Source organism: Streptomyces sp. NPDC048825, from assembly GCF_043198355.1.
GTDB classification, from domain to species: Bacteria; Actinomycetota; Actinomycetes; order Streptomycetales; family Streptomycetaceae; genus Streptomyces; species Streptomyces xiangluensis.
Genome location: NZ_JBICUR010000006.1, coordinates 1 through 26,811, shown reverse-complemented (window position 1 = coordinate 26,811; position 26,811 = coordinate 1). Strand labels below are relative to the sequence as shown.

General features: G+C 70.1%; 31 protein-coding genes and 1 tRNA gene. 14 read left to right on the top strand and 18 right to left on the bottom strand.

The features are described 5' to 3' along the window. The first annotated feature begins 22 nt into the window (after nucleotides 1-22). Genes ACGFNK_RS16455 through ACGFNK_RS16430 form a run of 6 tightly spaced genes read left to right on the top strand, consistent with a single transcriptional unit; the run spans nucleotide 23 to nucleotide 6,321 of the window. Complete coding sequence (locus ACGFNK_RS16455; protein WP_393416359.1) at nucleotides 23-1,360, top strand: M24 family metallopeptidase; 1,338 nt, start codon at nucleotides 23-25, stop codon at nucleotides 1,358-1,360. Beyond that, a complete protein-coding gene (locus ACGFNK_RS16450) occupies nucleotides 1,357-2,352 on the top strand; it encodes a thiamine pyrophosphate-dependent dehydrogenase E1 component subunit alpha (RefSeq protein WP_393416357.1) in 996 nt (331 codons plus the stop codon). The genes ACGFNK_RS16455 and ACGFNK_RS16450 overlap by 4 nt, the downstream gene beginning before the upstream one ends. Further along, nucleotides 2,340-3,320 carry an alpha-ketoacid dehydrogenase subunit beta gene (locus ACGFNK_RS16445; RefSeq protein ID WP_393416355.1) on the top strand — a complete coding sequence of 327 codons (981 nt, stop codon included), beginning with the start codon at nucleotides 2,340-2,342 and terminating at the stop codon, nucleotides 3,318-3,320. Before ACGFNK_RS16450 ends, ACGFNK_RS16445 begins: the two co-directional genes overlap by 13 nt. 22 nt (nucleotides 3,321-3,342) lie before the next feature. Further along, the gene (locus ACGFNK_RS16440) at nucleotides 3,343-4,707 is read left to right on the top strand and encodes an amidohydrolase family protein (RefSeq protein ID WP_393416353.1); all 1,365 of its coding nucleotides are present in this window, start codon (nucleotides 3,343-3,345) and stop codon (nucleotides 4,705-4,707) included. A gap of 28 nt (nucleotides 4,708-4,735) precedes the next feature. Beyond that, nucleotides 4,736-5,641: a cupin domain-containing protein gene (locus ACGFNK_RS16435; protein WP_393416351.1), complete on the top strand. Its 906-nt coding sequence runs from the start codon at nucleotides 4,736-4,738 to the stop codon at nucleotides 5,639-5,641. Further along, nucleotides 5,638-6,321, top strand: a complete 684-nt coding sequence (locus ACGFNK_RS16430; protein WP_393416349.1) for an SDR family NAD(P)-dependent oxidoreductase — start codon at nucleotides 5,638-5,640, stop codon at nucleotides 6,319-6,321. The genes ACGFNK_RS16435 and ACGFNK_RS16430 overlap by 4 nt, the downstream gene beginning before the upstream one ends. 33 nt (nucleotides 6,322-6,354) lie before the next feature. Here the strand turns inward: ACGFNK_RS16430 and ACGFNK_RS16425 are convergent, their stop codons facing one another. From ACGFNK_RS16425 to ACGFNK_RS16400, 6 genes are all read right to left on the bottom strand, one after another. Then, complete coding sequence (locus tag ACGFNK_RS16425) at nucleotides 6,355-6,570, bottom strand: SAM-dependent methyltransferase (RefSeq protein WP_393416347.1); 216 nt, start codon at nucleotides 6,568-6,570, stop codon at nucleotides 6,355-6,357. Between the two features lie 56 nt (nucleotides 6,571-6,626). After that, entirely contained in the window at nucleotides 6,627-7,307 is a 681-nt protein-coding gene (locus tag ACGFNK_RS16420) for an endonuclease (protein WP_393416345.1), read from the bottom strand. Between the two features lie 2 nt (nucleotides 7,308-7,309). Continuing rightward, nucleotides 7,310-7,657 carry a DUF3140 domain-containing protein gene (locus ACGFNK_RS16415; protein WP_386336077.1) on the bottom strand — a complete coding sequence of 116 codons (348 nt, stop codon included), beginning with the start codon at nucleotides 7,655-7,657 and terminating at the stop codon, nucleotides 7,310-7,312. Between the two features lie 52 nt (nucleotides 7,658-7,709). Continuing rightward, nucleotides 7,710-8,189, bottom strand: coding sequence for a Dps family protein (locus ACGFNK_RS16410; protein WP_393416343.1), 480 nt, complete (start codon nucleotides 8,187-8,189; stop codon nucleotides 7,710-7,712). After that, nucleotides 8,186-8,488 (bottom strand): WhiB family transcriptional regulator, encoded by a 303-nt coding sequence (locus tag ACGFNK_RS16405; protein ID WP_393416341.1) that lies wholly within the window; start codon nucleotides 8,486-8,488, stop codon nucleotides 8,186-8,188. The genes ACGFNK_RS16410 and ACGFNK_RS16405 overlap by 4 nt, the downstream gene beginning before the upstream one ends. Nucleotides 8,489-8,621: 133 nt before the next feature. Continuing rightward, nucleotides 8,622-9,431, bottom strand: coding sequence for an alpha/beta hydrolase (locus ACGFNK_RS16400; RefSeq protein WP_393416339.1), 810 nt, complete (start codon nucleotides 9,429-9,431; stop codon nucleotides 8,622-8,624). Nucleotides 9,432-9,715: 284 nt separating this feature from the next. On the opposite strand from ACGFNK_RS16400, the gene ACGFNK_RS16395 reads away from it, so the two are divergent. From ACGFNK_RS16395 to ACGFNK_RS16385, 3 genes are all read left to right on the top strand, one after another. Next, complete coding sequence (locus ACGFNK_RS16395) at nucleotides 9,716-10,924, top strand: RNA-guided endonuclease InsQ/TnpB family protein (RefSeq protein ID WP_393416337.1); 1,209 nt, start codon at nucleotides 9,716-9,718, stop codon at nucleotides 10,922-10,924. Nucleotides 10,925-11,136: 212 nt separating this feature from the next. Then, nucleotides 11,137-11,910, top strand: a complete 774-nt coding sequence (locus ACGFNK_RS16390; protein ID WP_344389300.1) for a sulfite exporter TauE/SafE family protein — start codon at nucleotides 11,137-11,139, stop codon at nucleotides 11,908-11,910. A 43-nt stretch (nucleotides 11,911-11,953) separates the two neighbouring features. After that, nucleotides 11,954-12,736: a cobalt-precorrin-6A reductase gene (locus ACGFNK_RS16385; protein ID WP_393416334.1), complete on the top strand. Its 783-nt coding sequence runs from the start codon at nucleotides 11,954-11,956 to the stop codon at nucleotides 12,734-12,736. A gap of 336 nt (nucleotides 12,737-13,072) precedes the next feature. Here the strand turns inward: ACGFNK_RS16385 and cobF are convergent, their stop codons facing one another. Next, nucleotides 13,073-13,843, bottom strand: a complete 771-nt coding sequence (gene cobF, locus ACGFNK_RS16380; RefSeq protein ID WP_393416332.1) for a precorrin-6A synthase (deacetylating) — start codon at nucleotides 13,841-13,843, stop codon at nucleotides 13,073-13,075. Nucleotides 13,844-13,924: 81 nt separating this feature from the next. Then, nucleotides 13,925-14,437: a DUF309 domain-containing protein gene (locus tag ACGFNK_RS16375; RefSeq protein ID WP_393416331.1), complete on the bottom strand. Its 513-nt coding sequence runs from the start codon at nucleotides 14,435-14,437 to the stop codon at nucleotides 13,925-13,927. Nucleotides 14,438-14,536: 99 nt separating this feature from the next. On the opposite strand from ACGFNK_RS16375, the gene ACGFNK_RS16370 reads away from it, so the two are divergent. Continuing rightward, nucleotides 14,537-14,610: transfer RNA gene (locus ACGFNK_RS16370), tRNA-Pro, on the top strand. A 244-nt stretch (nucleotides 14,611-14,854) separates the two neighbouring features. Here ACGFNK_RS16370 and ACGFNK_RS16365 read toward each other — a convergent pair. The 3 genes from ACGFNK_RS16365 to ACGFNK_RS16355 form a co-directional block, all read right to left on the bottom strand. Next, a complete protein-coding gene (locus ACGFNK_RS16365) occupies nucleotides 14,855-15,568 on the bottom strand; it encodes a hypothetical protein (RefSeq protein WP_393416329.1) in 714 nt (237 codons plus the stop codon). Nucleotides 15,569-15,817: 249 nt separating this feature from the next. After that, complete coding sequence (locus tag ACGFNK_RS16360) at nucleotides 15,818-16,207, bottom strand: VOC family protein (RefSeq protein ID WP_393416327.1); 390 nt, start codon at nucleotides 16,205-16,207, stop codon at nucleotides 15,818-15,820. Between the two features lie 422 nt (nucleotides 16,208-16,629). Next, on the bottom strand, nucleotides 16,630-16,827 hold the full coding sequence (locus tag ACGFNK_RS16355; protein ID WP_393416325.1) for an integrase core domain-containing protein: 198 nt from the start codon (nucleotides 16,825-16,827) through the stop codon (nucleotides 16,630-16,632). A 1,159-nt stretch (nucleotides 16,828-17,986) separates the two neighbouring features. On the opposite strand from ACGFNK_RS16355, the gene ACGFNK_RS16350 reads away from it, so the two are divergent. Next, nucleotides 17,987-19,000: a hypothetical protein gene (locus ACGFNK_RS16350; RefSeq protein WP_393416978.1), complete on the top strand. Its 1,014-nt coding sequence runs from the start codon at nucleotides 17,987-17,989 to the stop codon at nucleotides 18,998-19,000. Nucleotides 19,001-19,236: 236 nt separating this feature from the next. On the opposite strand, the gene ACGFNK_RS16345 is transcribed toward ACGFNK_RS16350, so the two are convergent. Then, complete coding sequence (locus ACGFNK_RS16345; protein WP_393416323.1) at nucleotides 19,237-19,470, bottom strand: hypothetical protein; 234 nt, start codon at nucleotides 19,468-19,470, stop codon at nucleotides 19,237-19,239. A gap of 278 nt (nucleotides 19,471-19,748) precedes the next feature. Continuing rightward, on the bottom strand, nucleotides 19,749-20,126 hold the full coding sequence (locus ACGFNK_RS16340) for a nuclear transport factor 2 family protein (RefSeq protein ID WP_393416321.1): 378 nt from the start codon (nucleotides 20,124-20,126) through the stop codon (nucleotides 19,749-19,751). Between the two features lie 373 nt (nucleotides 20,127-20,499). On the opposite strand from ACGFNK_RS16340, the gene ACGFNK_RS16335 reads away from it, so the two are divergent. Continuing rightward, nucleotides 20,500-21,222, top strand: a complete 723-nt coding sequence (locus ACGFNK_RS16335; protein WP_393416319.1) for a dienelactone hydrolase family protein — start codon at nucleotides 20,500-20,502, stop codon at nucleotides 21,220-21,222. A gap of 53 nt (nucleotides 21,223-21,275) precedes the next feature. Here ACGFNK_RS16335 and ACGFNK_RS16330 read toward each other — a convergent pair whose 3' ends face one another. After that, on the bottom strand, nucleotides 21,276-21,659 hold the full coding sequence (locus ACGFNK_RS16330) for a hypothetical protein (protein WP_393416317.1): 384 nt from the start codon (nucleotides 21,657-21,659) through the stop codon (nucleotides 21,276-21,278). A 28-nt stretch (nucleotides 21,660-21,687) separates the two neighbouring features. Here ACGFNK_RS16330 and ACGFNK_RS16325 point away from each other — a divergent pair, with 28 nt between their 5' ends. Then, a complete protein-coding gene (locus tag ACGFNK_RS16325; RefSeq protein ID WP_393416315.1) occupies nucleotides 21,688-21,840 on the top strand; it encodes a hypothetical protein in 153 nt (50 codons plus the stop codon). Between the two features lie 62 nt (nucleotides 21,841-21,902). Here ACGFNK_RS16325 and ACGFNK_RS16320 read toward each other — a convergent pair whose 3' ends face one another. From ACGFNK_RS16320 to ACGFNK_RS16305, 4 genes are all read right to left on the bottom strand, one after another. Next, the gene (locus ACGFNK_RS16320) at nucleotides 21,903-22,787 is read right to left on the bottom strand and encodes a TrmB family transcriptional regulator (protein ID WP_393416313.1); all 885 of its coding nucleotides are present in this window, start codon (nucleotides 22,785-22,787) and stop codon (nucleotides 21,903-21,905) included. Between the two features lie 65 nt (nucleotides 22,788-22,852). Then, nucleotides 22,853-23,695, bottom strand: a complete 843-nt coding sequence (locus ACGFNK_RS16315) for an amidohydrolase family protein (RefSeq protein WP_393416311.1) — start codon at nucleotides 23,693-23,695, stop codon at nucleotides 22,853-22,855. Between the two features lie 10 nt (nucleotides 23,696-23,705). After that, the gene (locus ACGFNK_RS16310) at nucleotides 23,706-24,506 is read right to left on the bottom strand and encodes an enoyl-CoA hydratase (protein ID WP_393416309.1); all 801 of its coding nucleotides are present in this window, start codon (nucleotides 24,504-24,506) and stop codon (nucleotides 23,706-23,708) included. Nucleotides 24,507-24,584: 78 nt separating this feature from the next. After that, nucleotides 24,585-25,361 (bottom strand): SDR family NAD(P)-dependent oxidoreductase, encoded by a 777-nt coding sequence (locus ACGFNK_RS16305; RefSeq protein WP_393416307.1) that lies wholly within the window; start codon nucleotides 25,359-25,361, stop codon nucleotides 24,585-24,587. A gap of 94 nt (nucleotides 25,362-25,455) precedes the next feature. On the opposite strand from ACGFNK_RS16305, the gene pcaF reads away from it, so the two are divergent. Continuing rightward, nucleotides 25,456-26,670 carry a 3-oxoadipyl-CoA thiolase gene (gene pcaF / locus ACGFNK_RS16300; RefSeq protein ID WP_393416305.1) on the top strand — a complete coding sequence of 405 codons (1,215 nt, stop codon included), beginning with the start codon at nucleotides 25,456-25,458 and terminating at the stop codon, nucleotides 26,668-26,670. Nucleotides 26,671-26,811: the final 141 nt, after the last annotated feature.

Here is a 26,811-nt window from a genome sequence, read left to right as displayed (position 1 = left end):
TCACTCGAAGGGGAGGTTCGCCATGGCGATCCGTACGTTCGGTCCCAACGCCGTCGACTGGGAAGAGCGCGTCGACCTCGATCGGCTGCGCAGGGAGCGCCTTGCCCGGCTGAACGCCGCGCTGAACCGTTCCGAGCTGGGCGCCCTGCTCAGCTTCGACTTCTCCAACATCCGCTATATGTCGTCCACCCATATCGGTACCTGGGCGATGGACAAGCTGATCCGTTTCGCGCTGCTCGTCCGCGGCGGCGAACCGGTCGTCTGGGACTTCGGCTCCGCAGCCCGCCACCACCAGCTCTACAACCCCTGGCTCGACTACAGCGACGGCAAGGCCGGCCCGCCCACCGGAGCCCGCGCCGGCATCTCCACCCTGCGGGGCGCCTTCCATCCGGACGCGGGGATCGCCGAGGACGTCGCCGCCAAGATCGCCCAGATGCTGCGCGAACACGGCCTGGCGGGCGAGCCGTTGGGCGTCGACCTGGCCGAGATGCCCGTACTGCACGCCCTCAAGGAGGAGGGCATCGACGTCGTCGACGGCCAGCAGGTCTTCCTGGAGGCCCGCCGCATCAAGACCGGCGACGAGATCTCCCTGCTCACCCAGGCCTGCTCGATGGTCGACGCGGCGTACGAGGAGCTGTACGGCTATCTACGCCCTGGAGTGCGTGAGAACGAGTGCGTCGGACTCGTCAGCAAGGTCCTCTACGACCTGGGCAGCGAGTACGTCGAAGGCGTCAACGCCATCTCGGGAGAGCGCTGTTCACCCCACCCGCACGTCTACAGCGACCGCCTGATCCGCCCCGGCGACCCCGCCTTCTTCGACATCCTGCACAGCCACCTCGGCTACCGCACCTGCTACTACCGCACGTTCGCCGTCGGCAGCGCCTCCGCCGCACAGCGCGACGCGTACGTCCGCTGCCGCGCCTACATGGACGAGGCCATCGCCCTGGTCCGGCCGGGCGCCACCACCGCCGACATCGTCCAGGTCTGGCCGCGCGCCGAGGAGTTCGGCTTCCCCGACGAGACGGCCGCATTCGCCCTGCAGTACGGGCACGGGGTGGGCCTGTCCATCTGGGAGAAGCCCATCTTCAGCCGCCTCGTCTCGCTCGACCATCCCGAAGTCCTCGAAGAGGGCATGGTGTTCGCGCTGGAGACGTACTGGCCGGCCGCCGACGGCTGGTCGGCGGCGCGGATCGAGGAGGAGGTCGTCGTCACCGCCGACGGCTGCGAGGTGATCACCAAGTTCCCCGCGGAGGAACTGCTCGTGGCGGGCCGCAAGTACTGGACGGTCGGCGGCGCACTCAACACCCGGCGTGAGGCCCAGTCCCACCTCAACACTCCCGAGGGCAGGGGCGGGTCATGACAGGCGCGGCTTCGACGAATGCGGGTCAACTCCTCGCGCTCTACGAGCAGATGGCCGTGATCCGGCGTACGGAGAAGGCCGCCCACGATCTGTTCCTGGCCGGCCTCGTCAAGGGCACCACCCACCTCGCCTCCGGCCACGAGGCGATCGCGGTCGGCGCGAGCGCGGCCCTCCGCGACGACGACTACGTGTTCGCTACCTACCGCGGCCACCACCACGCACTGGCCCGCGGCGCCACCCCCGAGGAATGCCTCGCCGAACTGATGAGCCGCGCCACCGGCCTGTGCAAGGCCAAGGGCGGCTCGATGCACCTCACCAAGGCGTCGCGCAACATGCTCGGCTCGTACGCCATCGTCGGCGCCCACCTGCCCATGGCGGTCGGCGCCGCCTGGTCGGCCCGGCTACGCGGCACCGGACAGATCGCCGTGGCGTTCTTCGGCGACGGCGCGACCAACATCGGCGCCTTCCACGAGTCGCTGAACCTGGCCGCCGTATGGAAACTGCCCGTGCTCTTCATCTGCGAGAACAACCTCTATATGGAGTACACGCCGATTGCCGACGTCACCGCGGTGGCGAACCCCGCGGCGGACCGTGCGCCCGCGTACGGCATCCCCGGCGAGATCGTCGACGGCAACGACGTGGTCCTCGTCCACGAGGCGGTGGGACGGCTGGCGGACCGGGCCCGTGCGGGAGACGGGCCCAGCCTGCTGGAGGCGCAGACCTACCGGCACTTCGGCCACAGCCGCTCCGACCCGGCCACCTACCGGCCGGCCGAGGAGGTGGAGCGCTGGCTGAAGCACGACCCGCTGGATCTCGCCCGCGGGCGGCTCGCCGAACTGGGCGTGCCCGAGGAAGCGGTCACGGAGGCCGACGCTCGCGCAACCGACCTCGTGCAGCAGGCAGTCGAGGCAGCGAAGCAGGCGCCCGCGGCCGATCCGCGGGAGGCGCTGACCGACGTATGGGCCGACGGAGGTGTGGCGTGGCGGACGTGATCACCTACCGTGAGGCGGTCGCCGAGGGCATCGCACGCGAGATGCGGCGCGATCCCGCGGTCGTCTGCCTGGGGGAGGACATCGGCGCGGCGGGCGGGGTGTTCAAGACGACCGTCGGGCTGCACAAGGAGTTCGGGCCCGAGCGGGTGTGGGACACGCCGATCTCCGAACAGGCCATCGTCGGGGCGGCGATGGGCGCCGCGATGACCGGGATGCGGCCCGTCGCGGAGATCATGTTCTCCGACTTCCTCGCCTGTTGCTGGGACTACCTCGCCAACGAGATACCCAAGGTCCGGTACATGACGGGCGGTCAGGTCACCGTGCCGCTCGTCGTCCGCACCGCCAACGGCGGCGGTCTCGGCTTCGGCGCCCAGCACTCCCAGGCGACCGAGAACTGGGCGTTCACCGTCCCCGGACTGAAGATCGCGGCGCCCGCCACGCCCGCCGACGTGATCGGCATGATGGCCGCCGCCATCCGCAGTGACGACCCGGTGGTCTTCTTCGAGCACAAGGGACTGTTCGCGGCCAAGGGGCCGCCAGCGCCACCGGACCACATCGTCGAGCTGGGGCAGGCCGCCGTCGTACGCGAAGGCGCCGACGTCACGCTCGTCGCCCTCGCCTCGATGGTGCCCGTGGCGCTGACGGCCGCCGAACGGCTGGCCGAGGAGGACATCGACGCCGAGGTGATCGATCTGCGCTGCCTGGTGCCGCTGGACACGCGGACGGTGCTCGGTTCCCTTGCGAAGACCTCGCGGCTCGTGACCGTCGAGGAGAACCCCTACCAGGGCGGATGGGGCGGCACCCTCGTATCGGTCGTCGCCGATGAGGGATTCGGCCTCCTCGACGCGCCCGTACGCCGGGTCGCGGCCGAGTGCGTGCCGCTGCCCTTCGCGGACGCGCTCGAAGAGCAGGTCATCCCCACCGTCGACAAGGTCGTGACGGCGGTCCGGCGGCTCGCCGCGTACTGAACACAGCATGGGAGGAAGGGCGATGACCAGTCGGATGCTTCTGCGTTCGGGCCACGTGATCTCGATGGACCCCGGCATCGGGGACCTGCCCGAGGGCGATGTACTGATCGAGGACGGGAAGATCGCGGCGGTCGAGCCGCGGATAGACGCCGAAGTCGACGCCGAAGTCCTCGACATGACCGGCCGCATCGTCGTGCCGGGCTTCGTCGACACCCACCGCCACACCTGGGAGGCGCCGATCCGCGGCTGCGCGCCCAATGCCACGCTCGACGACTACTTCGTCGAAGTCCTCGACACCTTCGCACCCGTCTACGGCCCCGAGGACGTGTACGCGGGCAACCTCGCGGGCTCCCTCGAGTGCCTGAACGCCGGGATCACCACGCTCGTCGACTGGTCGCACATCAACAACACACCCGAGCATCCCGACGCCGCCGTGCGGGCGCTGAGCGAGAGCGGGATCCGCGCCCAGTACGCGTACGGCAGCGCCAACACCTCGCTCGCCGACTACTGGTTCGACAGCAAGATCGCCATTCCGGCCGACGACGTACGACGGATCAGGGAGCTTCACTTCGCCTCGGACGACGGCCTGCTGACCATGGCGCTCGCCACCCGCGGCCCGGGTTTCTGCATCAACGACGTCGTCGAGGCCGAGTGGCGCCTCGCGCGCGAACTGGACATCCCGATCACCGTGCACGTCGGCATGGGCCGGCTGGCCGGCCGCTTCGGGATGGTCAAGCAGCTGCACGACCTCGGGTTGCTCGGCTCCGACACCACCTACATCCACTGCTGCTACTTCAGCGAGGAGGAGTGGCGGATGGTCGCCGACAGCGGCGGCACGGTCTCCATCGCGCCGCAGGTGGAGCAGCAGATGGGGCACGGTTGGCCGCCCGTCATGAAGGCGATCGAGTACGGGCTGCGGCCGAGCCTGAGCATCGACGTGGTCACCACCGTGCCCGGCGACATGTTCACCCAGATCCGCGCGGCCTTCGGCGGCGAGCGCGCACGGGTGAACGCCGAGTGCTGGCAGGCCGACACACCCGTCCCCGCAACGATGCTGACCGCACGTCAGATGCTGGAGATCGCCACCGTCAACGGCGCACATGTCGCGGGACTCGAGCAGCGCACCGGCTCACTGACCCCCGGCAAACGCGCCGACATCGTCGCCATCGACGCGACGGCCCTCAACATCGCGCCCCTCATCGACCCGGTCGCCGCTGTGACCCTGTGCGCGGACGTGTCCAACGTCGACACGGTCATCGTCGACGGCACGGTCCGCAAGCGCGACGGCAAGCTGCTCGCCGACACCGCGCGGGCACGGCGCCTGGTCGAGGAATCCCGCGACCGCCTCGCCGCGGCGGTCGAGGTCCGCAAGACGCAGTCGGCATAAGGGAGTTGACGCGGAGGTGGCGGCAGACATGACCCACTTCGTGGTACGGCGGGCGGCGGACGCCACGTTCGCCGCCCCGCCTCGACTGCCATACAGCAGCACGGGATTCCGGCGGCGGACGGTCGTCGACGAGGCGGACGGCGCCGTGCACACCGGTTTCGGCGTCTGCGAGCTGACCCCCGACGGAGCGATCGGCGCGCACGTGCACGCGTACGAGGAGTCCTTCCACGTGCTGTCGGGAAGGGTCATCCTCGATGTGCCGGAGGGCGCGTACCTGCTCGAAGAAGGCGACTACGGACTGCTCCCGACGGGCGTGCCGCACGCCTGGCGCGGTGCCGGGGACACCGTCGCGCGCTGGGCGGACATGCTCGCGCCGGTGCCGCGGGCACGCTATGGGTACGACACCCAGGCGGTACCCGCGCTCCCCGTCCTGCCGGCGCGTGAGCCGGTCCGGATCGACGTACGCGATCCGCGCACCCGCTCGTTCGGCCACTTCGAGGCCGTCCAGATGGACCCCGGCAAGCAGTCCCAGGAACTGCTCGCGGTGTCGGCGAGCATGCGGACCGCGCTGCTCGTCTACAGCGGCATCACCGTGAAGATGATGGTGGACGGCGACCTGGGCGCGGTGGCCTCGACGATGTTCATGGTGCAGTACGCGGCCGAAGGCGCCGTGGGCGGGCACGACCACCCCTTCGAGGAGACCTATCTGATCGTCGAGGGCACCGTGGACGCCACCTTCGACGGCGAACGCCACCGGCTCGGCGTGGGCGACGCCGCCTGGGCGGGCGCCGGTTGCGTGCACAGCTTCGCCAACGCCGGTACGGGACCGGTGCGTTGGCTGGAGACACAGGCGCCGCAACCGCCGTCGCGGCACTCCTACCGGTTCACCAGGGACTGGGACTATCTACGCGCGACCTTGGGAGAGAAGCCATGAGCAGCGTGGTCGTCATCGGCGGTACGTCCGGGATCGGCCGGGAGTTCGCCCGGCACCGCGCGGCGAGCGGCGACGAGGTCGTACTCACCGGGCGCGACGCCGGCCGGGCCGCCACCGTCGCCAAGGAGACCGGCGCCACCCTCGGCCTCGCCCTCGACCTGGCCCGGCCGCACGAGATCGCCGCGGCGCTGACCGATGTCGGGCGCGTCGACCACCTCGTCCTCGTCGGGATCTCCCGTGACCACAACAGCGTCACCGAGTACGACATCGACGCAGCCACCCGCCTGGTCACGCTCAAGCTCGTCGGCTACACGGAGGTCGTGCACACCCTGCGGCCCAGGCTGCACGACGACAGCGCCATCGTGCTGTTCGGCGGACAGGCCAAGGAGCGGCCCTACCCGGGCGCGACCACGGTGGCCACCGTCAACGCGGGCGTCACCGGCCTCGTGCGCACCCTCGCCACCGAGCTCGCCCCGATCCGCGTCAACGCCGTGCACCCCGGGGTCGTCGGCGACAGCCCCTTCTGGTCGGGCAAGCCGCTCGACGCCCTGGTCGCCAGGACGCCCACGGGGCGGCTGGCCACCATGCGGGACGTGGTGGACGCGGTGGACTTCCTGCTCGGCAACCGGTCGGTCAACGGGGTCGACCTGAGCGTCGACGGCGGGTGGCTGCTGCGTTGACGGTGCGGTTGCGTTCGTCAGGAACGGCTGAGCTCAGGACTTGATGCCCACGCCCGCGTACAGCGGGACCGGGGCAGCCCCCTGGACGTCGTCGCCCATCCCGAGCTCGGGATGCCACACGGGCAGTAAGACGATGCCAGGTTCCACCACCTCGAGTCCCTTGAAGAAACGGGCCACTTCGGCGTGTGAGCGGGCCACGAGCGTGACGCCGCCCGCCGCAGCTCGTCTGCCGTCGCGGTGTGCGAGCAATGTGGCGCCGTTGAGCGGACCCCGGAAACCCGTTGCCCGCCCGGCCTTCGAGGCTTTCAGTCCTCGTCCTTCGCGCGTTCCTCCGCGCGCCGCAGAACGTCCTCCACGACCTTCTTGTCGAGCGCGGCGCGCACCAACGCGGCTGCCAGCACGGCCGGTTCGTTGTGACCGGCGAGCTTCACCAAGTGGTCCGGCTCCTTGGGCAGCCCGAGCCGCTCCGCGCCCTGGAGCGCCTTCGCGTCGAGGCAGGGCGCGGCCTCGGGCCAGACCAGCTGCACCTCCCGCAGGAAGATGTCCACGCCGGCCGGACCGAGAGCCGGTACCTCACGCAGCAGAGAACGGAGTTCGTCGAGATCGCCGTCCGCCTCGTCCCGCATACGCCGCAGATCGCCGCCCCAACGCTCCAGCAGCAGCTCGGCGCCCTCACCGAGCATCGTCGCCGTGCGCTCGTCGTAGCGCCGATAGCCGCCCTCGCCCAGCGCGTCGACCCGCTGCTGCCAGCTCGCGTCGGCCATCCGGCGCGGATCGCGCATCCCCGCCTCGTACAGGGCGCGGGTGGCCGCGAGGGCGACGGAGCCGCGGATCCGCGCGCTGAGGAGACAGGCCATGACCAGCGTGCGGTACAGCGGCTGCGGCGTGTTCCGCAGCTTGATGCCCGCCTCCTCGGCGAACGTACGGCCGTGTTCGGCGATCAGCGTCTCGAGGACCCGGCTGTCCCGGTCTGTTCGTCTGGCCACGACTACGGCCTGAGCGGGTCGTGGCCGAGCGTCATCAGCCGGTGACGGCGCTCGGTCTCCTGGGCCGCGGCTTCCCCCGCCGTGGGCTCCAGCGAGGGGTCCGTCTCGGCCTCGACCGTGTCCACGACCTCGTACATGACACTGATGTCGTCCTCGGTGAGGTCCGTGCGACGCTTCTGGAGGATGGCCAGGACATGCTGACCGGTGGGCGAACCCGCGTGCTCCGGCAGCGGTTCGGTCTCCTCGTCGGCGTCACTGACCTTCAGCCAGGCGGCCAGTTCCTGCGAAGTCATGTTCACCACACGGTGGAACTCGTCCCACAGCACGTCGAGTTCTAGGGCGTCGGCCATTGCGTACCCCTTCCGTTCGTACGCTCGTATGCGGCCATGCACTGGGCGGTGGTCAGTCGCGTGGCCAGTCCTCGGCCTGGAACATCCAGCGGTGCTTCTCGAGTTCGGCCGTGAGCGAGATCAGCAGGTCCTGGCTCACGGGGTCGGCTTCGTCCGTCGCGTTGATCCGCTCCCGAAGCTGCCCGATGGTCGTGTCCAGGGACTCGATGAGCAGGCCGACGACCTCGGTGTCCTGCACCCAGCCTTCCTTCGGGCTCTGGTGGGCGCAGGTCGCGGCGATGGTCTCCGGCCGCCCGTCGGGCGGGATGCCGAGTGCCGCGGCGCGTTCGGCCACGGTGTCGGCGTACGAACGTGCCGTGGCGACGACCTCGTCGAGCTGGAAGTGAATCGTGCGGAACCGGGGGCCCACGACATTCCAGTGGACCTGTTTGCCGATGAGTGACAGCCCCAGCAGGTCCACCAGAGTGCCCTGCAGGGCGTCCGCGACCACCTGACGTGCAGGGTCGGGAAGGGTGCTCTTCACCACAGTCATGACGCGTTTCTCCTTGTGGTTTCGCGGCTTCTGGTCTCGCGGCTCGTGGCTTCGGCGCTTGTGGTCTGACGTCGGACAAGACGAAGCAGCCCTGCGCGTTCCTCCTCACACATCCCGCCCCACACACCCGAGGTCTGTCCGGTTTCGAGCGCCCAGGACAGGCACTGGTAGGACACCGGGCAGCGGGCGCAGACCTCCTTGGCGGCCTCGACATCCTGCAGGGCCGGGCCGGTCGTGCCCACGGGGAAGAACAGTTCGGGATCCTCATCCGCGCAGGCTGCTCTGAGCAACCACTCCATGCGGGCGCGAGTGCCCAAGGCGGATCTGCGGAAACACACGCCTTTCAGGTCCCCGTTTCCCGAGTACGCGGTCCGGTCAGCTCGCCGTTTCCCGGGTACGCGGTCCGGTCCGTTTCCCGAATCGACCGTCCGGTCAGCTCCCGAGCACGCGGTCCACGAAGCCGGTCACGTCCGCGAGGACCGCGGCCTTGTCCGTCTCGTTGAACACCTCGTGCTGTGCGCCCGGGTAGACGCGCTCGGTCCAGTCGGCTCCGCGCAGTTCCTCGACACCCGCGCGGCTGGCCGGCAGCGGCACGATGCGGTCCTCGTCGCCGTGCAGCCACAGCAGCGGGAGTGGGCCGACGCCGCCGCTCTTGGAGACGGTCTCCAGCGTGCGGACGAAGGCTTCCAGCGTCGGGCGCTTGAACGGGCCGTGCCAGACGAGGGGATCCGCCGCGTACGCATCGCCCACCGCCGAGTCGTGCGAAAGCGTCGCCGGGTCGATGGGGACCTCGGGGATCGGGTCGTGCGCCAGCAGCTGCCGGGGAACGCGCCAGTCACCGATCACCGGCCCGGACAGCACGAGCGCGGCCAGACCGCCGCCGTACCGCTGTGCGTAGCGCGCCGCGATGAGCCCGCCCATGGAGTGGCCGATCAGCACGACGGGCACGCCGGGGTGCGCGGCGCGAGCCAGCCGCTCCACCGCATGGACGTCGGTCACCACGTCCTCGAAGTCCTCGATCAGCACCGGCTCGCCCGCCGACTTCCCGTGACCCATGTGGTCCGGCCCGAAGACCGCGGCGCCATGCCCGTTCAGTACGTCCGCCACATACTCGTACCGGCCGATGTGCTCCCCGTAGCCATGGACCAGGAGCGCGACATACCGCGGCCGCTCCCGTGGCCACTCGCGGGCGGTGATGCTGCCCCTGGTGCCGGTGAGGGTGTGCTCGCGGGAGTCGGCCATCAGTTTCCTTTCGAGGGGACCGCCGGCTTCAGCCGGTGGGGGAATCGAATTCGCGAGTGCGCTGCGGAGCAGCGCAGCATCCAGACCTGGGCCTGAGGCACCGTCAAGAGTGGTAGCATTTTGGTTGTGGCTAGAGGAGATCGCCGGGAGTCGCTGAACCTGCGTGTCCCCCCGGACTTGAAGCGACAGGTCGAGGAATACGCCCACGGGGCGGGTATCTCGATCAATGCTGCCGCGTGCGTCCTCCTCGCGGACGCCCTGCGCCGTGAGCGGAGGCGCCGGACGTGATCCGCGCGTACAAGTTCCTCCTGCGCCCCACCATCCGCCAGGAGCAAGCTCTGCGCGCGATGCTGGCCGACCACTGCTCGCTGTACAACGGGGCGCTGCAGGAGCGACGGGACGCCTGGCGGCACAGCTCGAAGACGAGCATCAACTACGGCGACCAGTCCGCGCAGCTCAAGGAGATCCGGGCGTTCGACCCAGAGCGTCAAGGGCGCTGGTCGTTCAGCTCGCAGCAGGCCACCCTGCGCCGCCTGGACAAGGCGTTTCAGGCGTTCTTCCGTCGCGTACGCACGGGCGACCAGCCTGGCTACCCGCGTTTCAAGGGCGCCGGGCACTTCGACACCGTCGTCTTCCCCAAGGACGGCGACGGCTGCCGCTGGGACTCCACCCCGCACGACCGGCAGACCCGCGCCCGGCTGCAGGGCGTCGGGCACATCCGCGTGCACCAGCACCGGCTGGTCAAGGGCCGGGTGAAGACGGTCTCGGTCAAGCGGGAGGGCAGCCGCTGGTACGTGGTCCTGTCCTGCGACGAGGTGCCCGCCGAGCCGCTGCCGACCACTGGTGCCGTCGTCGGCATCGACCTTGGCGTCACCCACTTTTTGACCACTTCCACCGGCGAGCACATCGCCAACCCCCGCTTCCTCCAGGAGGCGGCCGAGGAACTCGCCGAAGCTCAGCGGCACCTGGCAACGTTCCCGAAGCGCACCAAGCGGCGCACCAAGGCGCACCGTGCCGCCGCCCGCAAGGTCGCCAAGATCCACACCAGGATCCGGCGCCAGCGCCTGGACCACGCCCACAAGACCGCCCTCACCCTGGTGCGCGACCACGACACGATCGCGCACGAGAAGCTGAACACCGCGGGCATGACCCGCACCCCCAAGCCCAAACCGGACCCCGAGCAGCCCGGTGTGTTCCTGCCCAACCAGCGGGCCGCGAAGGCCGGACTCAACCGAACCATCCTCGACGCGGGTTGGGGGGTGTTCCTCGCGATCCTCACAGGCAAGGCTGAAAGCGCTGGTCGGAGTGTCATCGCGGTGGACCCCCGCAACACCTCCCGCACCTGCCCGGCCTGCGGGCACACCGCGCAGGAGAACCGCACCACCCAAGCGAAGTTCCAATGCACGGCGTGCGGCATGTCCGCGAACGCGGACCACATCGGTGCATTGAACGTCCTCAACAGGGCCGGGCTGGTCCTCTGCGATGCTGCTTAGCCAGCGACGCAGGAAGCCCGCGCGTTCACGCGTGGGTGGAGTCACGGCTCGCTCCTCCATCGACGTCGGCGAAGGTTCCGGACGATCTTCCCAGGCAGCGGGGCGGCGGTCCACAGTGCCCGACCATGGGCCCTGTGTCCCTGTCGGCAAGGGGCCACCTGGCGAGACGGTCCTGACACGGAGAGATGGCTGCGCATAGCATCAGTCTCCGCATGAACACGATGACGCTCTGGCACATCTCTGTCTGGGAGTTCGCCGCACTCGCCGCCGCGGCCATGCTCGTCGGCTTCTCGAAGACCGCCGTGAGCGGAGCCAACACGGTCAGCCTCGCGATCTTCGCCGCCGTCCTGCCCGCCCGCGCCTCCACCGGCGTACTACTGCCCGTGCTCATCGTCGGGGACGTACTCGCCGTGCTCACCTATCGCCGGCACGCCCACTGGCCCACGCTGTGGCGGCTCTTCCCGGCGGTGGCGGGCGGCGTGGTCGTCGGCACGGTGTTCCTGATGTGGGCGGACGACCAGATCGTACGGATGTCGATCGGCGCGATTCTGCTGCTGATGGCCGGGGTCACGGTGTGGCGCCGCCGGAAGGCCACGGCGGAGGAGGAGCCGGAGGCGGTCACGTCGCCGGCGGGCCGGATCAAGGCACGTTCGTACGGTGTGCTCGGCGGCTTCACGACGATGGTCGCCAATGCGGGCGGTCCCGTCATGTCGATGTATCTCCTCTCCGCGGGCTTCCGCAAGCTCGGCTTCCTGGGGACCTCGGCCTTCTTCTTCCTGATCGTCAACGTGTCCAAGGTGCCCTTCAGCGTGGGCCTCGGCCTGATCGACGGCCGCTCACTGCTGCTGGACGCCGCCCTCGCCGCCTTCGTCGTCCCGGGGGCCGTGATCGGGAAGCTCGCCGTGGACCGCATCAACCAGCGGCTCTTCGAGCAGTTGGTGATCGCGGCGACGGTGGTGGGCGGGGCGCAGCTGCTGCTTCGCTGAGCCTGGCGTTTTGCTGATTCCCGTGGCCCGTACGCTCGACGCCATGTCCCCGCATGTCCATGTCCTGGTCCTGGGTGGCACGGCCGAGGCCCGCGAACTCGCCGCGGCCCTCGCCGCCCGGCCCGGCGTGCGCGTGACCACCTCGCTCGCGGGCCGGGTGTCCCGGCCGGGGGCGCTCGAAGGGGACGTACGCGTCGGGGGATTCGGCGGGGCGGAAGGGCTCGCCCGGTGGCTGCGCACGGAGCGTGTGGACGCACTGGTCGACGCCACGCATCCTTTCGCCTCGGGCATCACGGTGAACGCGGCGCAGGCCGCGAGGGCCGAGGGCGTCCCGGCCGTGGTCCTGCGCCGCCCCGGCTGGCAGGCAGGGCCCGGCGACCGCTGGCACTCGACGACGTCTCTCGCGCAAGCCGCCGACCTGCTCCCGTCGCTGGGCCGCCGCGTCTTCCTGACGACGGGCCGCCTGGGCCTGGCAGCCTTCGCCCGGCTCTCCGAGCTCCACTTCCTCGTACGCTCGGTGGAGCCCCCCGAGCCGCCGCTGCCACGCCACACGGAAGTCCTGCTGGCCCGTGGCCCGTTCACGGTGGAAGACGAGACGACCCTCCTGCGAGAGCACGCAATCGACGTCCTGGTGACGAAGGACAGCGGCGGCGCCTCGACGTCAGCGAAGCTGACGGCCGCCCGCGCCCTGGCCGTCCCGGTGGTGGTGGTACGCCGTCCTCCGCTGCCGGAGGGAGTGGTGCCTGCCGCCGATGTCGCCGAGGTACTGGCCTGGCTGGAGGGCGGCCTTTCGGGGACGGGGCCTTGGGCCGCCGCAGGTGGGTGATCGAGCGGGTCCCTGATGGGGTGCCGGTGCGGTGAGTTGTTGCCGGCTGAGCCTGGGTGTGGGTCTGGGGCGAGCCCAGGGGATGGGGCCGGGTAGGGGTGGGTGAAGGGGGAGAAGTCCGGTGGCCGGCGCTGCGGTACCGCGCCCCTCAAGGGGGCGCGGGGCTGTGACATATGCGGCTCCGCCGCGATAGGGGGTCCCCCCGCTCGAGCGAAGCCGAGAGTGGGGGAGCGACCAGCCGCGACGCACCCGCAGCTTCGAACCGCCTTTCCCGCGGAGCGCCTGGCCCCGCGGGATGCGGGGCCTCGTGGCGGGGCCCGGTGCAACGGCCCCGCCCTACCCCCGCGGCCGCCTGCGCAGCAAGTACGTGTCCATGATCCAGCCCTTCCGCTCACGAGCCTCCGAGCGGAGCTCGGCGATGCGAGGCGCCGTGTCCGCGAGCGGGCCCGAGGCGAGGATCTCGTCCGGGGTGCCTATGTAGGCGCCCCAGTAGATGTCGATGTCCTGGTCGGCGTACTGCTGGAAGGCCTGGTGGGCGTCGAGCATGACGACGACATCGTCGACGCCCTCGGGGAAGCCTTCGGCAAGGCGTCGGCCCGTCGTGATCTGCACTGGTCCGGCGACCCGATTGAGGCCCGTGCGATGGCGGGCGACAAGGGCGGAGACGCTGCTGATGCCGGGTACGACGTCGTAGTCGAAGGCCACGGCGCCCCGCTCGAGGATCTCCTCCAGGATCCCGAGCGTGCTGTCGTACAACGCGGGATCACCCCAGACCAGGAACGCCCCGCTTTCCTCCTCGCCCAACTCCTCGCCGATCAACCGCTCGTAGATGTCGGCGCGGGCCCGGCGCCAGTCCCCGACGGCGGGGGAGTAGCCCGCACCACCGGCGGCCCGGTCCCGCTCCGGATCGCGGGCCTCCACCAGCCGGTACGTCCCCGCCGGTATGTGCGCGTCGAGAATGTCACGGCGCAGCTGAACGAGGTCCGACTTCACCTCGCCCTTGTCCAGGATGAAGAACACGTCCGTGCTCCGCAGGGCCTTGACCGCCTGAAGGGTCAGTTGGTCGGGGTCGCCCGCCCCGATGCCGATGACATGAATCTTTCGCACACCCCGAGTCTGCCCCACGCCACTGACACTCGGATCACCGCACCTGACCGGAACGGGCGGCAGGCCTTCAGGCCTGCGCCGCTACGCCTTACTCCCGCGCAGCTGAGGAGCCCACGCCCCCGCGTCCACCGCGGCCTCGTCCCGCTCCACGACCCCGGCCAACTCACGTGCCCAGGCGATGAGTTCCGGCAGTTCCATTCCGTACGGCCGCTCCTGCCCGGCCTGCGCCCCCCACTCCTCGACCGCCCCGGCCCCCCGCCGCAACAGCCGCGCTCCACCCGTGAGGTTCCCGCGAGCCGCATGCGTGAGCCCCACCGCGAGCTGGGCCAGTCCGCGCCACAGGGCCCGTTCCTCCTCCGGCCCCGACTTCCAGGCGTCCTCGAAGACCTCGTGCGCATGGAACGGCTTCCCCGTCTCCAACAGCGCCTGCGCCTCGTCGACGGTCTCCTCGGGCGTGCGTACGACCCCTTCAGGCTGCCGCTCCACCCCGTCGGCCCCGTAAGGCAGCGGCCGCCCGAGCCCGTCCCGCGGCCGCGCACTGCGCGCCCGCCCCTCGGCATCTCGGTCCCGTCCGTCGTCAGAAGCACTACCCATACCCCGATTGTCCCCCGCCCCACGCCCACTTCGGAGCACGCCGCGACGTGAGGTAAAGTGCTCTACGCGCGATCACGCGGTTCACCGCGACGGTCGCATCGGGACGTGGCGCAGCTTGGTAGCGCACTTGACTGGGGGTCAAGGGGTCGCAGGTTCAAATCCTGTCGTCCCGACGGTGTGAAGGGTCTTCGCAGGCGAGAGCTTGTGGGGGCCCTTTTCGTATGGGTCGCCTTCGGGCTTCGAGGTTGAGCATGCCGCTCATCGGCACCTTTACTCGGAGGTCGGCGAAGATGCCGCTCTCGAGTCGAAGCCTGGGTTCGGTGAGGCGGCGGCAGGCACGGACGTCCGTAGGGGGCAGTGGACTCGACACCCACATGATCTTGGAAGTTCGTGCCTGTCCTGCGTCCGACGGCCGGGCTATGTGCCGCGGTACTCCGCCGCGATGATCTTCTCCGGGTCGCCGGCCCAGTCGCCGTTGAGGTTGAGGGCGAGTGAGTGCCTGCCGTTGGTCGTGGTGAACGCCACGGAGTTGGAGCCGTGGATGCCGCCGCTGTGGCCCCAGATCCGGATGCCGCAGCTCAGCTCGCTCTCGATGAGGCCGAGCCCATAGCGGCCGCCCACCGCCTCGGCCGGGACGGTCTTCTTCATCTCGGCGAGCTGCTTCGCGGGCAGCACCTGGCCGGCCAGTACGCGAGGTGGCGGTACAGGTAGGGCGTGGTGGCCTCGGGCGCGTTCCACGGTGTGGTGGCGCCTGGTGGACGGCGGGCCGTGGTGGGGGCCGGTGTCGTGGCGCAAGCCGGTCGCGTTCGGGTTGTCCTTCGGCGTCTTCGTGTGGACCGTGGTGTGGATCGTGCGGCAGCTGCCCGCGTGCTGGTGGGTCCGCGTACCGGCGGGACTGGCCGTCTTCAGCTCGCTCTTCGAGGTCGTACTGATCACGATGCAGCGCCGGCGCGGTGTCGCGTCCCACTTCAACCAGGCGACCAGCACCGATTCGGGCATCTGGTCCGCGATCGGCACGCTCACGCTGCCGCTGATCCTCGGCGTGGCACTGCTGCTGGTCGCGGCGCTGGTGCAGTTCGAGGCGAGCCCCGCGGCCCGCAAGGGGGCGCGCACCGGGGCGGTGGCCGGCACCGGTGCCCGCCCCCATCGCGGTCGTGACGGGGCTCGGGGGCGTGCTGGTCGGCGGGTTCATCGGGCGGGACATGGCGGTGATCGGGGAGGCCGCGTTCGACGCGACCGGACACGCAAGGCCCACGCGAAACCTTCGGATGCCCTGCCCTTCGGCGCCGATATCGCCCACACCGGTGAGTGCCCCGCTGAGTCACCATGGCGCTGGTCGGCTGTCCCTGGGCCGCAGGGTCTTCGAACATGGGCGAGGGTTCAGTTCTCCTGGATCACGGCCAGGACGTTGCCCGCCGGGTCCGTGAACCAGGCGATCGCCGTTGGGCCCTCGGGGCCCCGGACGATGCCTTTGGCGTCGGACCCGAACTCCGGGTAGCGCTCCATGCTCACGCCGCGCTGTGTCAGCCCGTCGACGGCTGTCTCGATGTCGTCCACGGGGAAGTTCAGGATCGTGAAGCTCGCGGGTGTGTGGTTGTCTTTGGGGTAGACAAAGACGCTTGCGCCAGTGCCCAGCTTGATCGTGAGCATCCTCATGTCGCCTTGCCCGCTCTCCTCGACCTGGAGGCCGAGGGTCTCGCCGTAGAACTGGCGGGCCTTGCCGAGGTCGTCGACCGAGAAGCCGCTGAACGCCTTCGACTGTCCGAACATGCCGTTGTCTCCTTCGCGTGTCCCGTCCCGGATTTCCGAGGTCACCCCCAGCGGATCACCACCCGGACACCCGCCTCGCGGGCTCGCGTCCGGATGGTCGCCGCGCGTCACCCTCAGGGAGCGATCGGCAGCCGGCGTTCGTGATCGGTGAGCTCCTCCCGGCAGACGTGCGACGCGCTGCCGGCGCTCCTGACGGCCGGCTGTGCGGCGGGGCATCGTGGCTGGCTTGAAGTCGGTGAGACGCCCTTCCAGTGGTTGACCACGGTGTTCGCGCGGGGTCCTGGCTCGGGCGGCTCCGATGGGGAGTCGCTTGCGCGACTCCCTTCCGGGCGGGCGGCTGTCAGGCCTCGTCACGTCGTGCGGTGGGGCGCAGCGTGTGCGGGGGCGAGCGCGCCGCGTCGGCGATGACGAACACCTGACGATCACCCGGAAGGTCTTCGTCCGTTGTAGTGCTGGGCGTACTCGTCCAGCACGTAGCGCAAGTGGCGCCGGTTGAAGATGAGCATCCGGTCGGTGACCTCCGAGCGGACGGTGCGCACGAACCGCTCCGCATACGCATTCGCTTGAGGGCACCGCGGAGGGATCTTCACGACTTTGATGTCCTCGCCGGCGAGGACCATGTCGAAGGAACTGCTGAACTGGCCGGCCCGGTCGCGTATGAGGACGCGAACTGGGATGCTCGGTGGCCGAGGTTCATCAGGAGACTGCGGGCCTGTTGCGTGGTCCACGGCCCGTCCGGATGGCTGGTCACGCCGAGGACGTACACGTAGCGGGTGCCAACTTCTATCCCGGCGCGTGGTTCTCTATTGGTCACCGGGCCAGGCCGAGTTCTGGAACCCGACACGGCTCGCTGCTGGTGCCCATGGCGAACGGGCCGCCGGGAACCATCACCGGTCCTGGTCCGACCACACCCTCAGGATGCCGTCATGGTCCTCGGTGGCGACGCGGGTGCCGTCGGGAGACCAGCCGACGGACTCGACTGCAGCTCCCTGGCGGTCGAAGGCATCGTCCTGGCCTGGTGGACGATGCGGAACACGCTGTGGCTGGTGCTGATGGCCAGGCGGTCGTCGACTGGTGACGAGGCGGTGCTCCACACCCGGTGCGTTTGTTCGATCACGTGGTTGGGAGAGGCGCCGGCCGTGGCGCCCCATACTCGGACCGTTCCGTCGTCCGAAGACCTGGAGTGTCGTGCCGCCGAGGTCGACGCCGATCCTAAGGTCGTTGGTCTGCATGGTGACTTGCCGCGTTCCGCGGACTCGACGGGCCCTGGCCCGTTCGGACTTGGTCCAGGTGAGACACGCAGGCTCGCAAAGGCGCAACAACGGGTTCATATAGGCTGCTCGCTTCGGTTACCACCGTCCGAGACTGCCTGGGAGAGCCCCTGTGACCGCAGCGTTCGCTCCATCCGAAGGGGCCGTTACACCCGTCGACGCGACATCCGCTGACGAGGCAACCGTCGAGGGGAAGTCCGGCGAGGGGAAGCTCGTTGCCGGGACGGCGGGGGAGGAGTCGGTCGTGGAGCAGACGGACGTGGCAGGGACGCCTGCCGAAGAGACGCCCGTCGGCGAGTCGTCCCTCGAAGTGGCTGTCGGCGCGGGGGAGTTCTGGGTCGAGCCGGGCGCATCCACTGGCGCGGAGGATCTGTCGCTGGGCGAGTCGGCGGCTGTCCCGGCGCCCGATGTCCCGGCGTCCGGTGACGCTGTGACAGTCCCGCCGCCGGTTGGGACGGTACTCGCCCCGTTGTCCGATCCTGCGCCTGTGCCCGTCCCCCGCCGGGACATGACCGCCCCTTCGCACGGCCTTCCCGAGGCCGTGGTTCGAGACGCGCGCGAGTTCGGGGAGTACGCGCGGACGGGCGGCTGGGCGTTCGCGCTCAAGGTGGCGCGCAGTGTGCGGCCCGGCGGGCAGCCCGCCGGGGAGACGCCGAAAGTCTCCGCAAAGCGGTTCGCCGAGCTGGCGGGGTGCTCACCCGAGCGGGTCATGCGCTACTACAAGGCGTGGGACATGGCGGCCGACGATGCTCTCGTGCCGCACCTGGAGGCCCTGGCCCCCGGCGAGGACATCGAACTGCCGGACGCCGACGTGTGGCTGTCGTACTACAACTCCCGCAACAGCGCTTCCTCGGTGCGTGGTACGGCGATCGCAGCGGCAGCCGAGGCGGAGGGCATCCGGCCGACCAAGGCGCTCGAGGTTGCCGAGAACCCCACCGCGCTGCGCGCCGCGATCCTCGCGGACCCCTCGACCGCGCAGGCGGCGCGGGCTGCGCTCCTGGACCGGCTGAAGGAGGACCCGGCGCTGCAGACGGAGCTGGCCCGTGACATCGCCCGCACCGATGAGCTGAAGAAGGCGGTGGCGACTGAGACCCAGGTGGCCGGCCGGATCGGTTATGTGCGCCAGATTGTCGAGAACGGCCAGGTGAAGACGCCGGCCGGGCAGACGATCGAGGCCTCGGCCGAGCTGCGGAACGAGGCCGAGCGCCATCTGTCGCTCATCGACGAGCTGGACGATGACGAAGAGGCCGGCCAGTGGGCGGCGGAGGCGTACGGCGCAGTGAAGGACCTCGTCGTCCAGAGCGTCGAGGCTGACCCGGAACTGCGCCTCCAGGAGCGCCGTACGAAGTTTTACAGCAGCCTCCAGAAGGCGACGAAGGTCTTCCAGGAGCTGACCTTCGACGACGTGGACGACCTCGACACGATCTACGAGGACGACATGGTCCAGCGTCTGGAGGAACTCCAGCAGGCGATCGCCACCTGCGTCACGGCCCTGCGCAGGGCGGCCCCGGCACAGCCGTGACCCGGCGGACGGCGCCCGCGGCCGACGCGGGCCCGGGCGCCATTCCGAGGTGCGGTCGGCGTGCCGCCGGTGTCCCGCCAACGCCCATACGGAATATGCGAGTTCTGCGACGTTCCCGGGCCACGGATCCCGCTCCGGCGCGCGCAGCGTCGTCCAGTGTCCAGGTGGGTGGCGGAGTTCCCGGTGCCGGTTTCGGAGCGAGCAACGAGAGCAACTTCCCAAGGCCCGCAGCGCGTTCACACCGCGGGGCAGCGTGACCCGAACGGGCGGTCGGCGTGCGTGCGGGGGGTGTGGGGGAGGGCGAGATCGACCGGTCGCCGATGGAGCGGGTCCGACAGCCGAGGATGCCGCAGAGGCTGGTCCCGGTCATCCGGGATGACGAGACCTCGAAGGTCCTCGGCACCTGCCGGGGCAAGCAGTTCGTCCAGCTGCGGGATGAGGCGGGCCACCTGGGTGGGATGCAGCGTCATCGTTGATCAGCTCATCGATGCGCCGAAGAACGCCCTCGGCGCTATTCGAGGGCTGTGACTGCGCAAAAACTCCCACCGTGCGAGTCCTGAGTTCAGCCTCCCGACTTCGAGCTGGACATCGGGATGCGAGCAGACTCATTCCCCCACGGCCTTCGTACTGGTCAGGTGCCTCTTTGGCCGTAACACAGGATCAGCCGAAGGCCACCCTCACGTCCGACGGATGCACTTCCGAGTGATCATGTTCGGGGGGGCCGTTCGAGCCGGGTCCCAGACCAAATTCAGCGTGCCCCGGCCGGGTTGGCGTCCTCGCCGAGGTAGGTGCCGTATCCCTCGGCAACCAGCGGGCCTTCGAAGATCAGCACCTCGTTGACCAGTCCGCCCCTCTGGTTGCGGTAGTTGATGATCAGGCAGTCCACGCCGACGTAGCATCCGACCACTTCGAACTGCAGGTCCGGGATGCGCCGCAGGCCCTCCGCCCAGTAGGCACGCAGCGCGTCCTTGCCGCGAATGACCCCGTCACTGCCGAGCAGTTGTGCGGCCACCGGCGACCGGAACGTCACGTCGTCGGCGAAGTGCGTCAACAGAGCGTCCAAGTCGTGCGTGTTCCACGCCGTCAGCCACGAGTCGACGAACGCCCGCGCTCTTCCATGATCCATGGGCGCATTATGCCGTTCCACACCAGGCCCTGGCAGACCGCTCGGTTCGAAGAACAAGCGGCCCGCCACCCGCTACGACGTGGGGAAGACCGTCAAAGGGCCTGGGACAATCACCGAGCGCAACCAGGCCAGACCATAAAGCACAAGCTTGGACCGTGTCCTATGTGGTGAGGCGGCATCCGGCCACGGAGCCTCCGCAAAAATCCGTTGGCGGACCACGGCGACCGTTGCTAATCTCCCGGAGGCCGTGCGAGAGAACGAGGAGGTGGTACCCGTGAACGCAGTATCGACATGGGTGCTCCCCTCCGGGGTTACGGTCGGGCGATAGGTCGTCCGGGAGCGCCGCTCAAGAGCACTCCCGAAAGGCACGACCGTGCAATTCACTTCTGAACAGCGCCTCGACGACGGCGTCCTCGAGCGCGAATTCACCCTCGGCGAGATCCCCGGCACCCTGTGGACGCCCGGATCCGCACCGGCCCCGCTGGTCCTGATGGCCCACAACAACGGCTTGCCCAAGGCGGAACCCCGGCTGGTGGCCCGGGCCCGGTACACCGCGGCGCGCGGCTACGCGGTGGCCACCATCGACGCCGCCGGGTGCGGTGACCGTCCCCGTCCCGCCGCCGACGAGCAGGCCCGTGCCGACCTCCGGCGGGCGATGCAGGCCGGCGAGCCGGTCGACGAGATCTTCGAGTCCTTCATCGGCCCGCTGGTCGAACACGCGGTCCCGGAATGGCAGACCACTCTGGACGCCCTCCTTGAGCTGTCCGAGATCGGCGGCCCGGTCGGGTACTCCGGGGGGTGGACCGCCCTCGGCATTCGGCTGGCAGTGGTCGAGCCGCGCATCGCGGCCGCAGGCTTCTTCGCCGGGGGGTACGTGCCCCGTGCCCAGCGTGAGGAGGCCCGACAGGTCACCATTCCGCTGCTGTTCTTGCTGCAGTGGGACGACGAGGGGAACCCCCGGCAACGGGCCCTGGACCTGTTCGACGCCTTCGGCAGCAAGGAGAAGACGCTGCACGCCAATCTGGGAGGGCACACCGGCACCCCGTGGTTCGAGCTGGAGGACGGGTGCCGGTTCTTGGGCCGACACCTGAAGTGAGGCCGGGCCGTCTGGCGGGCAGCAGACGGTAGGCGGTGTCGGCCAGGATGCCGTCATCGAGGACAGGGCCGGGCCCTCCTCGATGGCGGTGGCCGGCAGATGCACACCGCCCCGATCGCGGCAGTACCGGCCATCGGCGGTACCGGCCGGTCGGGCCGGCGCTCGGCCGCCAGCGCCGCCATCAGCTGGGACGATGCCGTGAGGCACTCGACCCGTACCGTACGGATCGCCGGGCAGGCGACCGACTCGACCACCAGCGCCCGGGCCGGGCCGGTGTTGGCGGCCAGCAGCCGGCAGTAGGTACGCATCGCGGCGTTCAGCATTCCGCGGGGGCCGTCGCTGGGCTCGGTGATCCGGCTGACCTCGGTGACGGCCCGGTACGCGGCGACCCAGGGCGGGCCGAATTGAGCCTGGTGCCCGAACGAATCACCCGTCACTTCAGCAAGGAAAGCGGGCACGGTCGTAGTGGATCTCGCCCTCGAACCGGGCGTGCTGGTCGAGACCCTGTGGTGGCACCCTCTGCACGAACGGGACCCCGCCCACATCTGGCTGCGCCAGACAGCGGCGCTGGCAGGCAGACTGCTTACCACCGACGCCATGAGGACGGGCGGCACCTGACATTGGGACCCAGACGACACCTACCGGCATGGGGCGGCTCGCTTCTGCCTGATGGTCGTTGGTCATGCGGTGCGGGCACGGGACCCAGGGCGACTGCGGGGCGGTGCTTCTCTGGCATCGGAGGGCTGCACCAGTTGCTGGAGGCCGGGGCCGTAGCGGGCGCGCAGTTCGTCGGGGAAGTCGGCGTAGATCTGCTGGACGTAGAGGTCGTGGCGGACGTAGCCCTTGACGACGGCGGTGAACAGCGGGTCGTTGATGACGGCGGCGTTCCAGTCGTGGCCGTCCGGCGCGAGGGCCCAGAGCGTGTCGTGGTTGTCGGCGACGACGGCGAGGTGCCGTGCCTGGTGGTGGCGGTAGAGGATGCCTTCTGTGCTGGTGTGCTGCACGGTGCGGCCGTTGCGGACCGTCACCGGGCTTGTGCCGAAGCACAGGACGTCGAAGCGGACACCGCGGTCCTGGGCGTCACTGATGTCGGCCTCCAGCGGGGTGAGCTGGTCGGCATGGGCGGAGAGGTAGACGTGCTGTATGGCGCGGCGGAGGATACCGGAGGCTGTGGCCGCGACGGATTCCCAGTCGGACAGCGACGGCAGCACGTGGGCGCGCTGGTTCGCCTGCCCCTGGCTGAGCTCTGCGAGGCTCCTCCGGGACTCGGCGACACGGGCACGGAACCCGGCGTCGACCTGGGCGAGGAGCTGGTCCGAGGGCACGGCGAGGAAGCGCGCCGGATTGTCGCCCACGCGGACCACCGCGGCCTTCTCCTCCAGTCTGCGCAGGGTCTCGTAGACCTTGGGCTGCGGGATGCCGGTGCGGTTGGCCAGGGCGTACCCGGTCATCGGCTCGGAGCCGAGCAGACCGACGTAGGCCCTGGCCTCGTACTGCGAGAATCCCAGTTCGGTCAGCTGCTCGACGGCCTTGGCCGTGGCATCCCCGGACACCTTTCCAGACACCTCCTGGATCGTCACCACTGCGGTAGTGATGACAGTATCGCGCGTGCCGTCGGCCGGTCAGCTGATCAGAGTCCCAGGATCCGCTCGGCGTTTTTGTGGAATACGTCGGCGAGGACGTCGTCCGCGTAGCCGATCTCCTCCCACTCCCGGAAGATCCGCTCGTAGGGGAGGCTGGGGTGGTCACTACCGAACATGATCTTGTGGCGGAGCCGGCCGCGGATGTCCTTCTTGAGCTGGTCCGGGAAGTACTTCGGTGCCCAGCCGGACAGTTCCCAGAAGACGTTGCCCTTGTGCAGGGCGACGGCTGTCATCTCGTCGATCCAGGGCCAGCCGGGGTGGGAGGCGATGATGGTCATGTCGGGGAAGTCGGCGGCGAGGTGGTCCACCGCGAGGGGGTGGGCGTGCTCGATGCGGGAGCCCAGACCGCCCGGCATGCCGGCGCCCATGCCGGTGGTTCCGACGTCGATCATCACCGGCACGCCCAGGCCGGAGATGGTCTCGAACAGTGGGTACAGTTCGCGGTCGTCGACCCGGTAGCGGCCCATGATCGGGTGGAAGTGGAAGCCGAGGACGCCGAGTTCGGTCACCGCGCGCTTCGCCTCGGCGATCGCCGCGTCTCCCTTGAACGGGTCCACCGCGCCCCAGGTGTGGATGACGCGCTCCGGGTACTTCGCGCGCAGCTCGGTGACGTAGTCGTTGGTGCAGGGCGGCGCCCCGATGACGGACTCGATGTCGAAGGCGACCAGCACCACCTCGACGCCGGCCTCGGTGAACTTGTCCATGACCTTTTCCTCGGACTCAGCCGACCAGGCGCGGCCCCAGTACTTTCCGAGTGCCTCGACGAAGACGCCCTGCGAGTCGATCCAGGGCTGGGTGCCGGGATAGGCGTGGAGATCGATACGGCGCACAATGCCTCCTTCAGGGGCGAGGGCCCGTGCGGCGACGCGCACGGGCCCCTTCCAGGGCTTCGGTGAATGCGGGCTGGTGCAGGGAGCGCACCTGGCGGTCGAACTCGGTGTCGACCATCCGTGGGAAGTCCGGTTCCGCGCCGCTTTCGCGCAGAGTCTGCTTGATCGTCCGCAGCAGGGCCGGATCGGTGCCGGCCGCCCGCCCGCCGAGCGTGACCGCCGCGTCGACGAGTTCGGGTCCCGGCAGGCAGCGCAGGGCCAGTCCGGCGTCGGCTGCCGCGTGCCCGGTCAGGGGCTGGGCGAACAGGAGCATGGCGGTGGCGACCTGGTGGCCGACGGCACGGGTGAGCATCCAGGTGTGGCCACCGCCCGGGTGCAGGCCGAGCCGGGCGAACCGGCAGTCGAACAGGGCTTCTTCGGAGGCCAGTCGTACGTCGCAGGCCAGGGCGAGGTTCAGACCGGCTCCCACGGCGGGGCCGTTGACGGCGGCGATGGTCGGCAGTAGGCAGGAGGCCACGCGCAGGAAGCCCGCGTACACCTCACGCAGCCGGTGCTCCTCGCCCTTGGCGGCGGCCAGCAGGTTGTCCAGTTCCGCTCCGGCGCAGAACGCGGGGCCGGTGCCGGTCAGCACGATCGCGCTGACGGTGCCGTCCTGCTCGCACGCGTCGACGGCGTCGACCAGACCCTGCACCATGCGCGATGACAGGACGTTCCTGCGGTCCGGGTCGTCGAGGTGCAGGACGGCCACCGTGCCGCGGTCCTCCCGGCGGACGAGGGGGCGGTCCGCCCGGGGTTCGTGTTCGTTGTTCATGGGGTGCCTTCCTGGCGGGCGGCGGGCGGCGGGCGGCGGGCCGATCGAGGCCGATCGGGAAGGCCGCCTTCGCCACGGTCAGGTCGTGGCCGTGTAGCCGCCGTCGATGACGACCGTCTCGCCGTTGACGAACGGGTTGCTCGTCGCCAGGTTGAGGATCGTGGTGGCCACGTCGTCGGCGGTGACGCATTTCCGCAGCGGCGTACGCCTGGCCCGGCGCGCCATGAGCCCCTCGTAGTTGTCGCCGAGGGCCTGTTCCATCCACTCGCCCTCCATCCAGCCGGGGGCGACGGCGTTGACCCGGATGTCCGGGCCCAGGGCTCCGGCCAGCGTCCGGGTCAGATTGACGATCGCGGCCTTGCTCGCCGCGTACGGGAACGGCTGCGGGCCGGGGCGTACGCCGACCACGCTCGCCAGGTTCACCACGGCGGCCGGTGCGGACCTTCTCAGGAGCGGTACGCAGGCCCTGGTCACCTGGAAAGTGCCCCGGACGTTGACGGCGAAGACACGGTCCCAGTCCTCCATGGACAGGCCGTCCAGATCGGACGGCGGGGTGTCGGTCGTCGTACCGGCGTTGTTCACCAGCACGTCCAGCCGGCCGAAGTGCACCTCCACCGCGTCGGCCATGGCCCGCACCGCCGCCTCGTCGGCCACGTCCGCCTTCACCAGGAGCGTCTTGGCGCCGGCCTGCTCGGCCTCGTCGGCGACGGCCCGGGCCGCGTCCTGGCTGCGGCTGTAGTTCACCGCCACATCGAAGCCGGCCCGGGCGAAGGCCAGGACCGAGGAGCGGCCGATGCCGCGCCCGCCACCGGTGACAAGGACGGTACGGCGTACCGGGGAATCCGCTGCTGTCATTGCAAACCTCCAGGTCGAGGACTAGTACCTACCGTAGTAGGTAGTATTCTTTCAGGCAAGCAGCCAGGGAGGCTGAAGTGCTAAGGAGGCCGATATGAGTGCCACAGCTCGGGAAGCGTTCGTCGTCACCGGAGTGCGTTCTCCCATCGGGCGGCACGGCGGCGCCCTGTCCGGCATGCGGCCGGACGATCTCGCCGCCGAGGTGATCGGCGACCTGATGGAGCGGGTGCCGGCGATTCCGGCCCAGGCGATCGACGACGTGACCTTCGGTTGCGTGAACCAGGCCGGTGATGACAACCGCAACGTGGCCCGCATGGCGGCGCTGCTGGCCGGGCTGCCCGAATCCGTCCCCGGCGCAACGGTCAACCGCCTGTGCGCCTCCGGTCTCGACGCGGTCGCCACCGCGGCGAAGTCGATCCGGTGCGGTGAGGCGGAGCTGGTGATCGCCGGGGGAGTGGAGAGCATGAGCCGGGCGCCGTACGTCATGGCGAAGCCGGACACCGCGTTCTCCCGCACCCCGGAGGTACACGACTCGACGATCGGCTGGCGTTTCGTCAACCCGCGGATGGCCGAGCTGTACGGCGTCGACTCGATGCCGCAGACGGCCGAGAACGTGGCCGCCGAGTGCGGCATCTCCCGCGAGGACCAGGACGCCTTCGCGCTGCGCTCCCAGGAGCGGACGGCGGCCGCGATGGACCGGGGCCGGTTCGACACCGAGATCGCGACCATCAAGGTCCCACGGCGGCGGGCCCAACCGTTCGAGGTCGCCCGCGACGAGCACCCGCGGGCGACGTCCGCGGACGCACTCGCCTCACTGCGTCCCCTCGTGACCGGGAGCGGAACCGTCACCGCCGGCAACTCCTCGGGCGTCAACGACGGGGCGGCCGCGCTCCTGCTCGCCTCCGGTGACGCCGTACGGTGGTATGGCCTCACTCCGCTCGCCCGGGTGGTCGGCGGAGCGGTGGCCGGAGTGGCGCCGCGCGTCATGGGACTCGGCCCCGTCCCCGCGACCCGCGCGCTCCTGGAGCGCACCGGGCTGTCCGTCGCGGACCTGGACGTGATCGAACTCAACGAGGCGTTCGCCGCCCAGGCGCTGGCCTGCCTGCGGGAGCTCGGACTTCCCGACGATGCCGAGCACGTCAATCCCAACGGCGGCGCGATCGCCCTGGGCCACCCGCTGGGTATGAGCGGGGCCCGGCTCGTCCTCACCGCGGCCCTGGAGCTCTCCGAGCGCGGGGCCCGGCGGGCGCTGTGCACGATGTGCATCGGCGTCGGGCAGGGCATGAGCGTGCTCCTCGAACGGGTGTGATGAGGGCCGGGGGGGGGCCCCCCCCCGGGGGCCGCCCCGCCCCCCGGGGGGGGCCGGCGGGGGGGGGGGGGGGGCAAATGCGACACCCCCCGGCCCAGCCCCGATCAATACCGGTGGTTGCGCGAGCCGGGCCCCCCACAC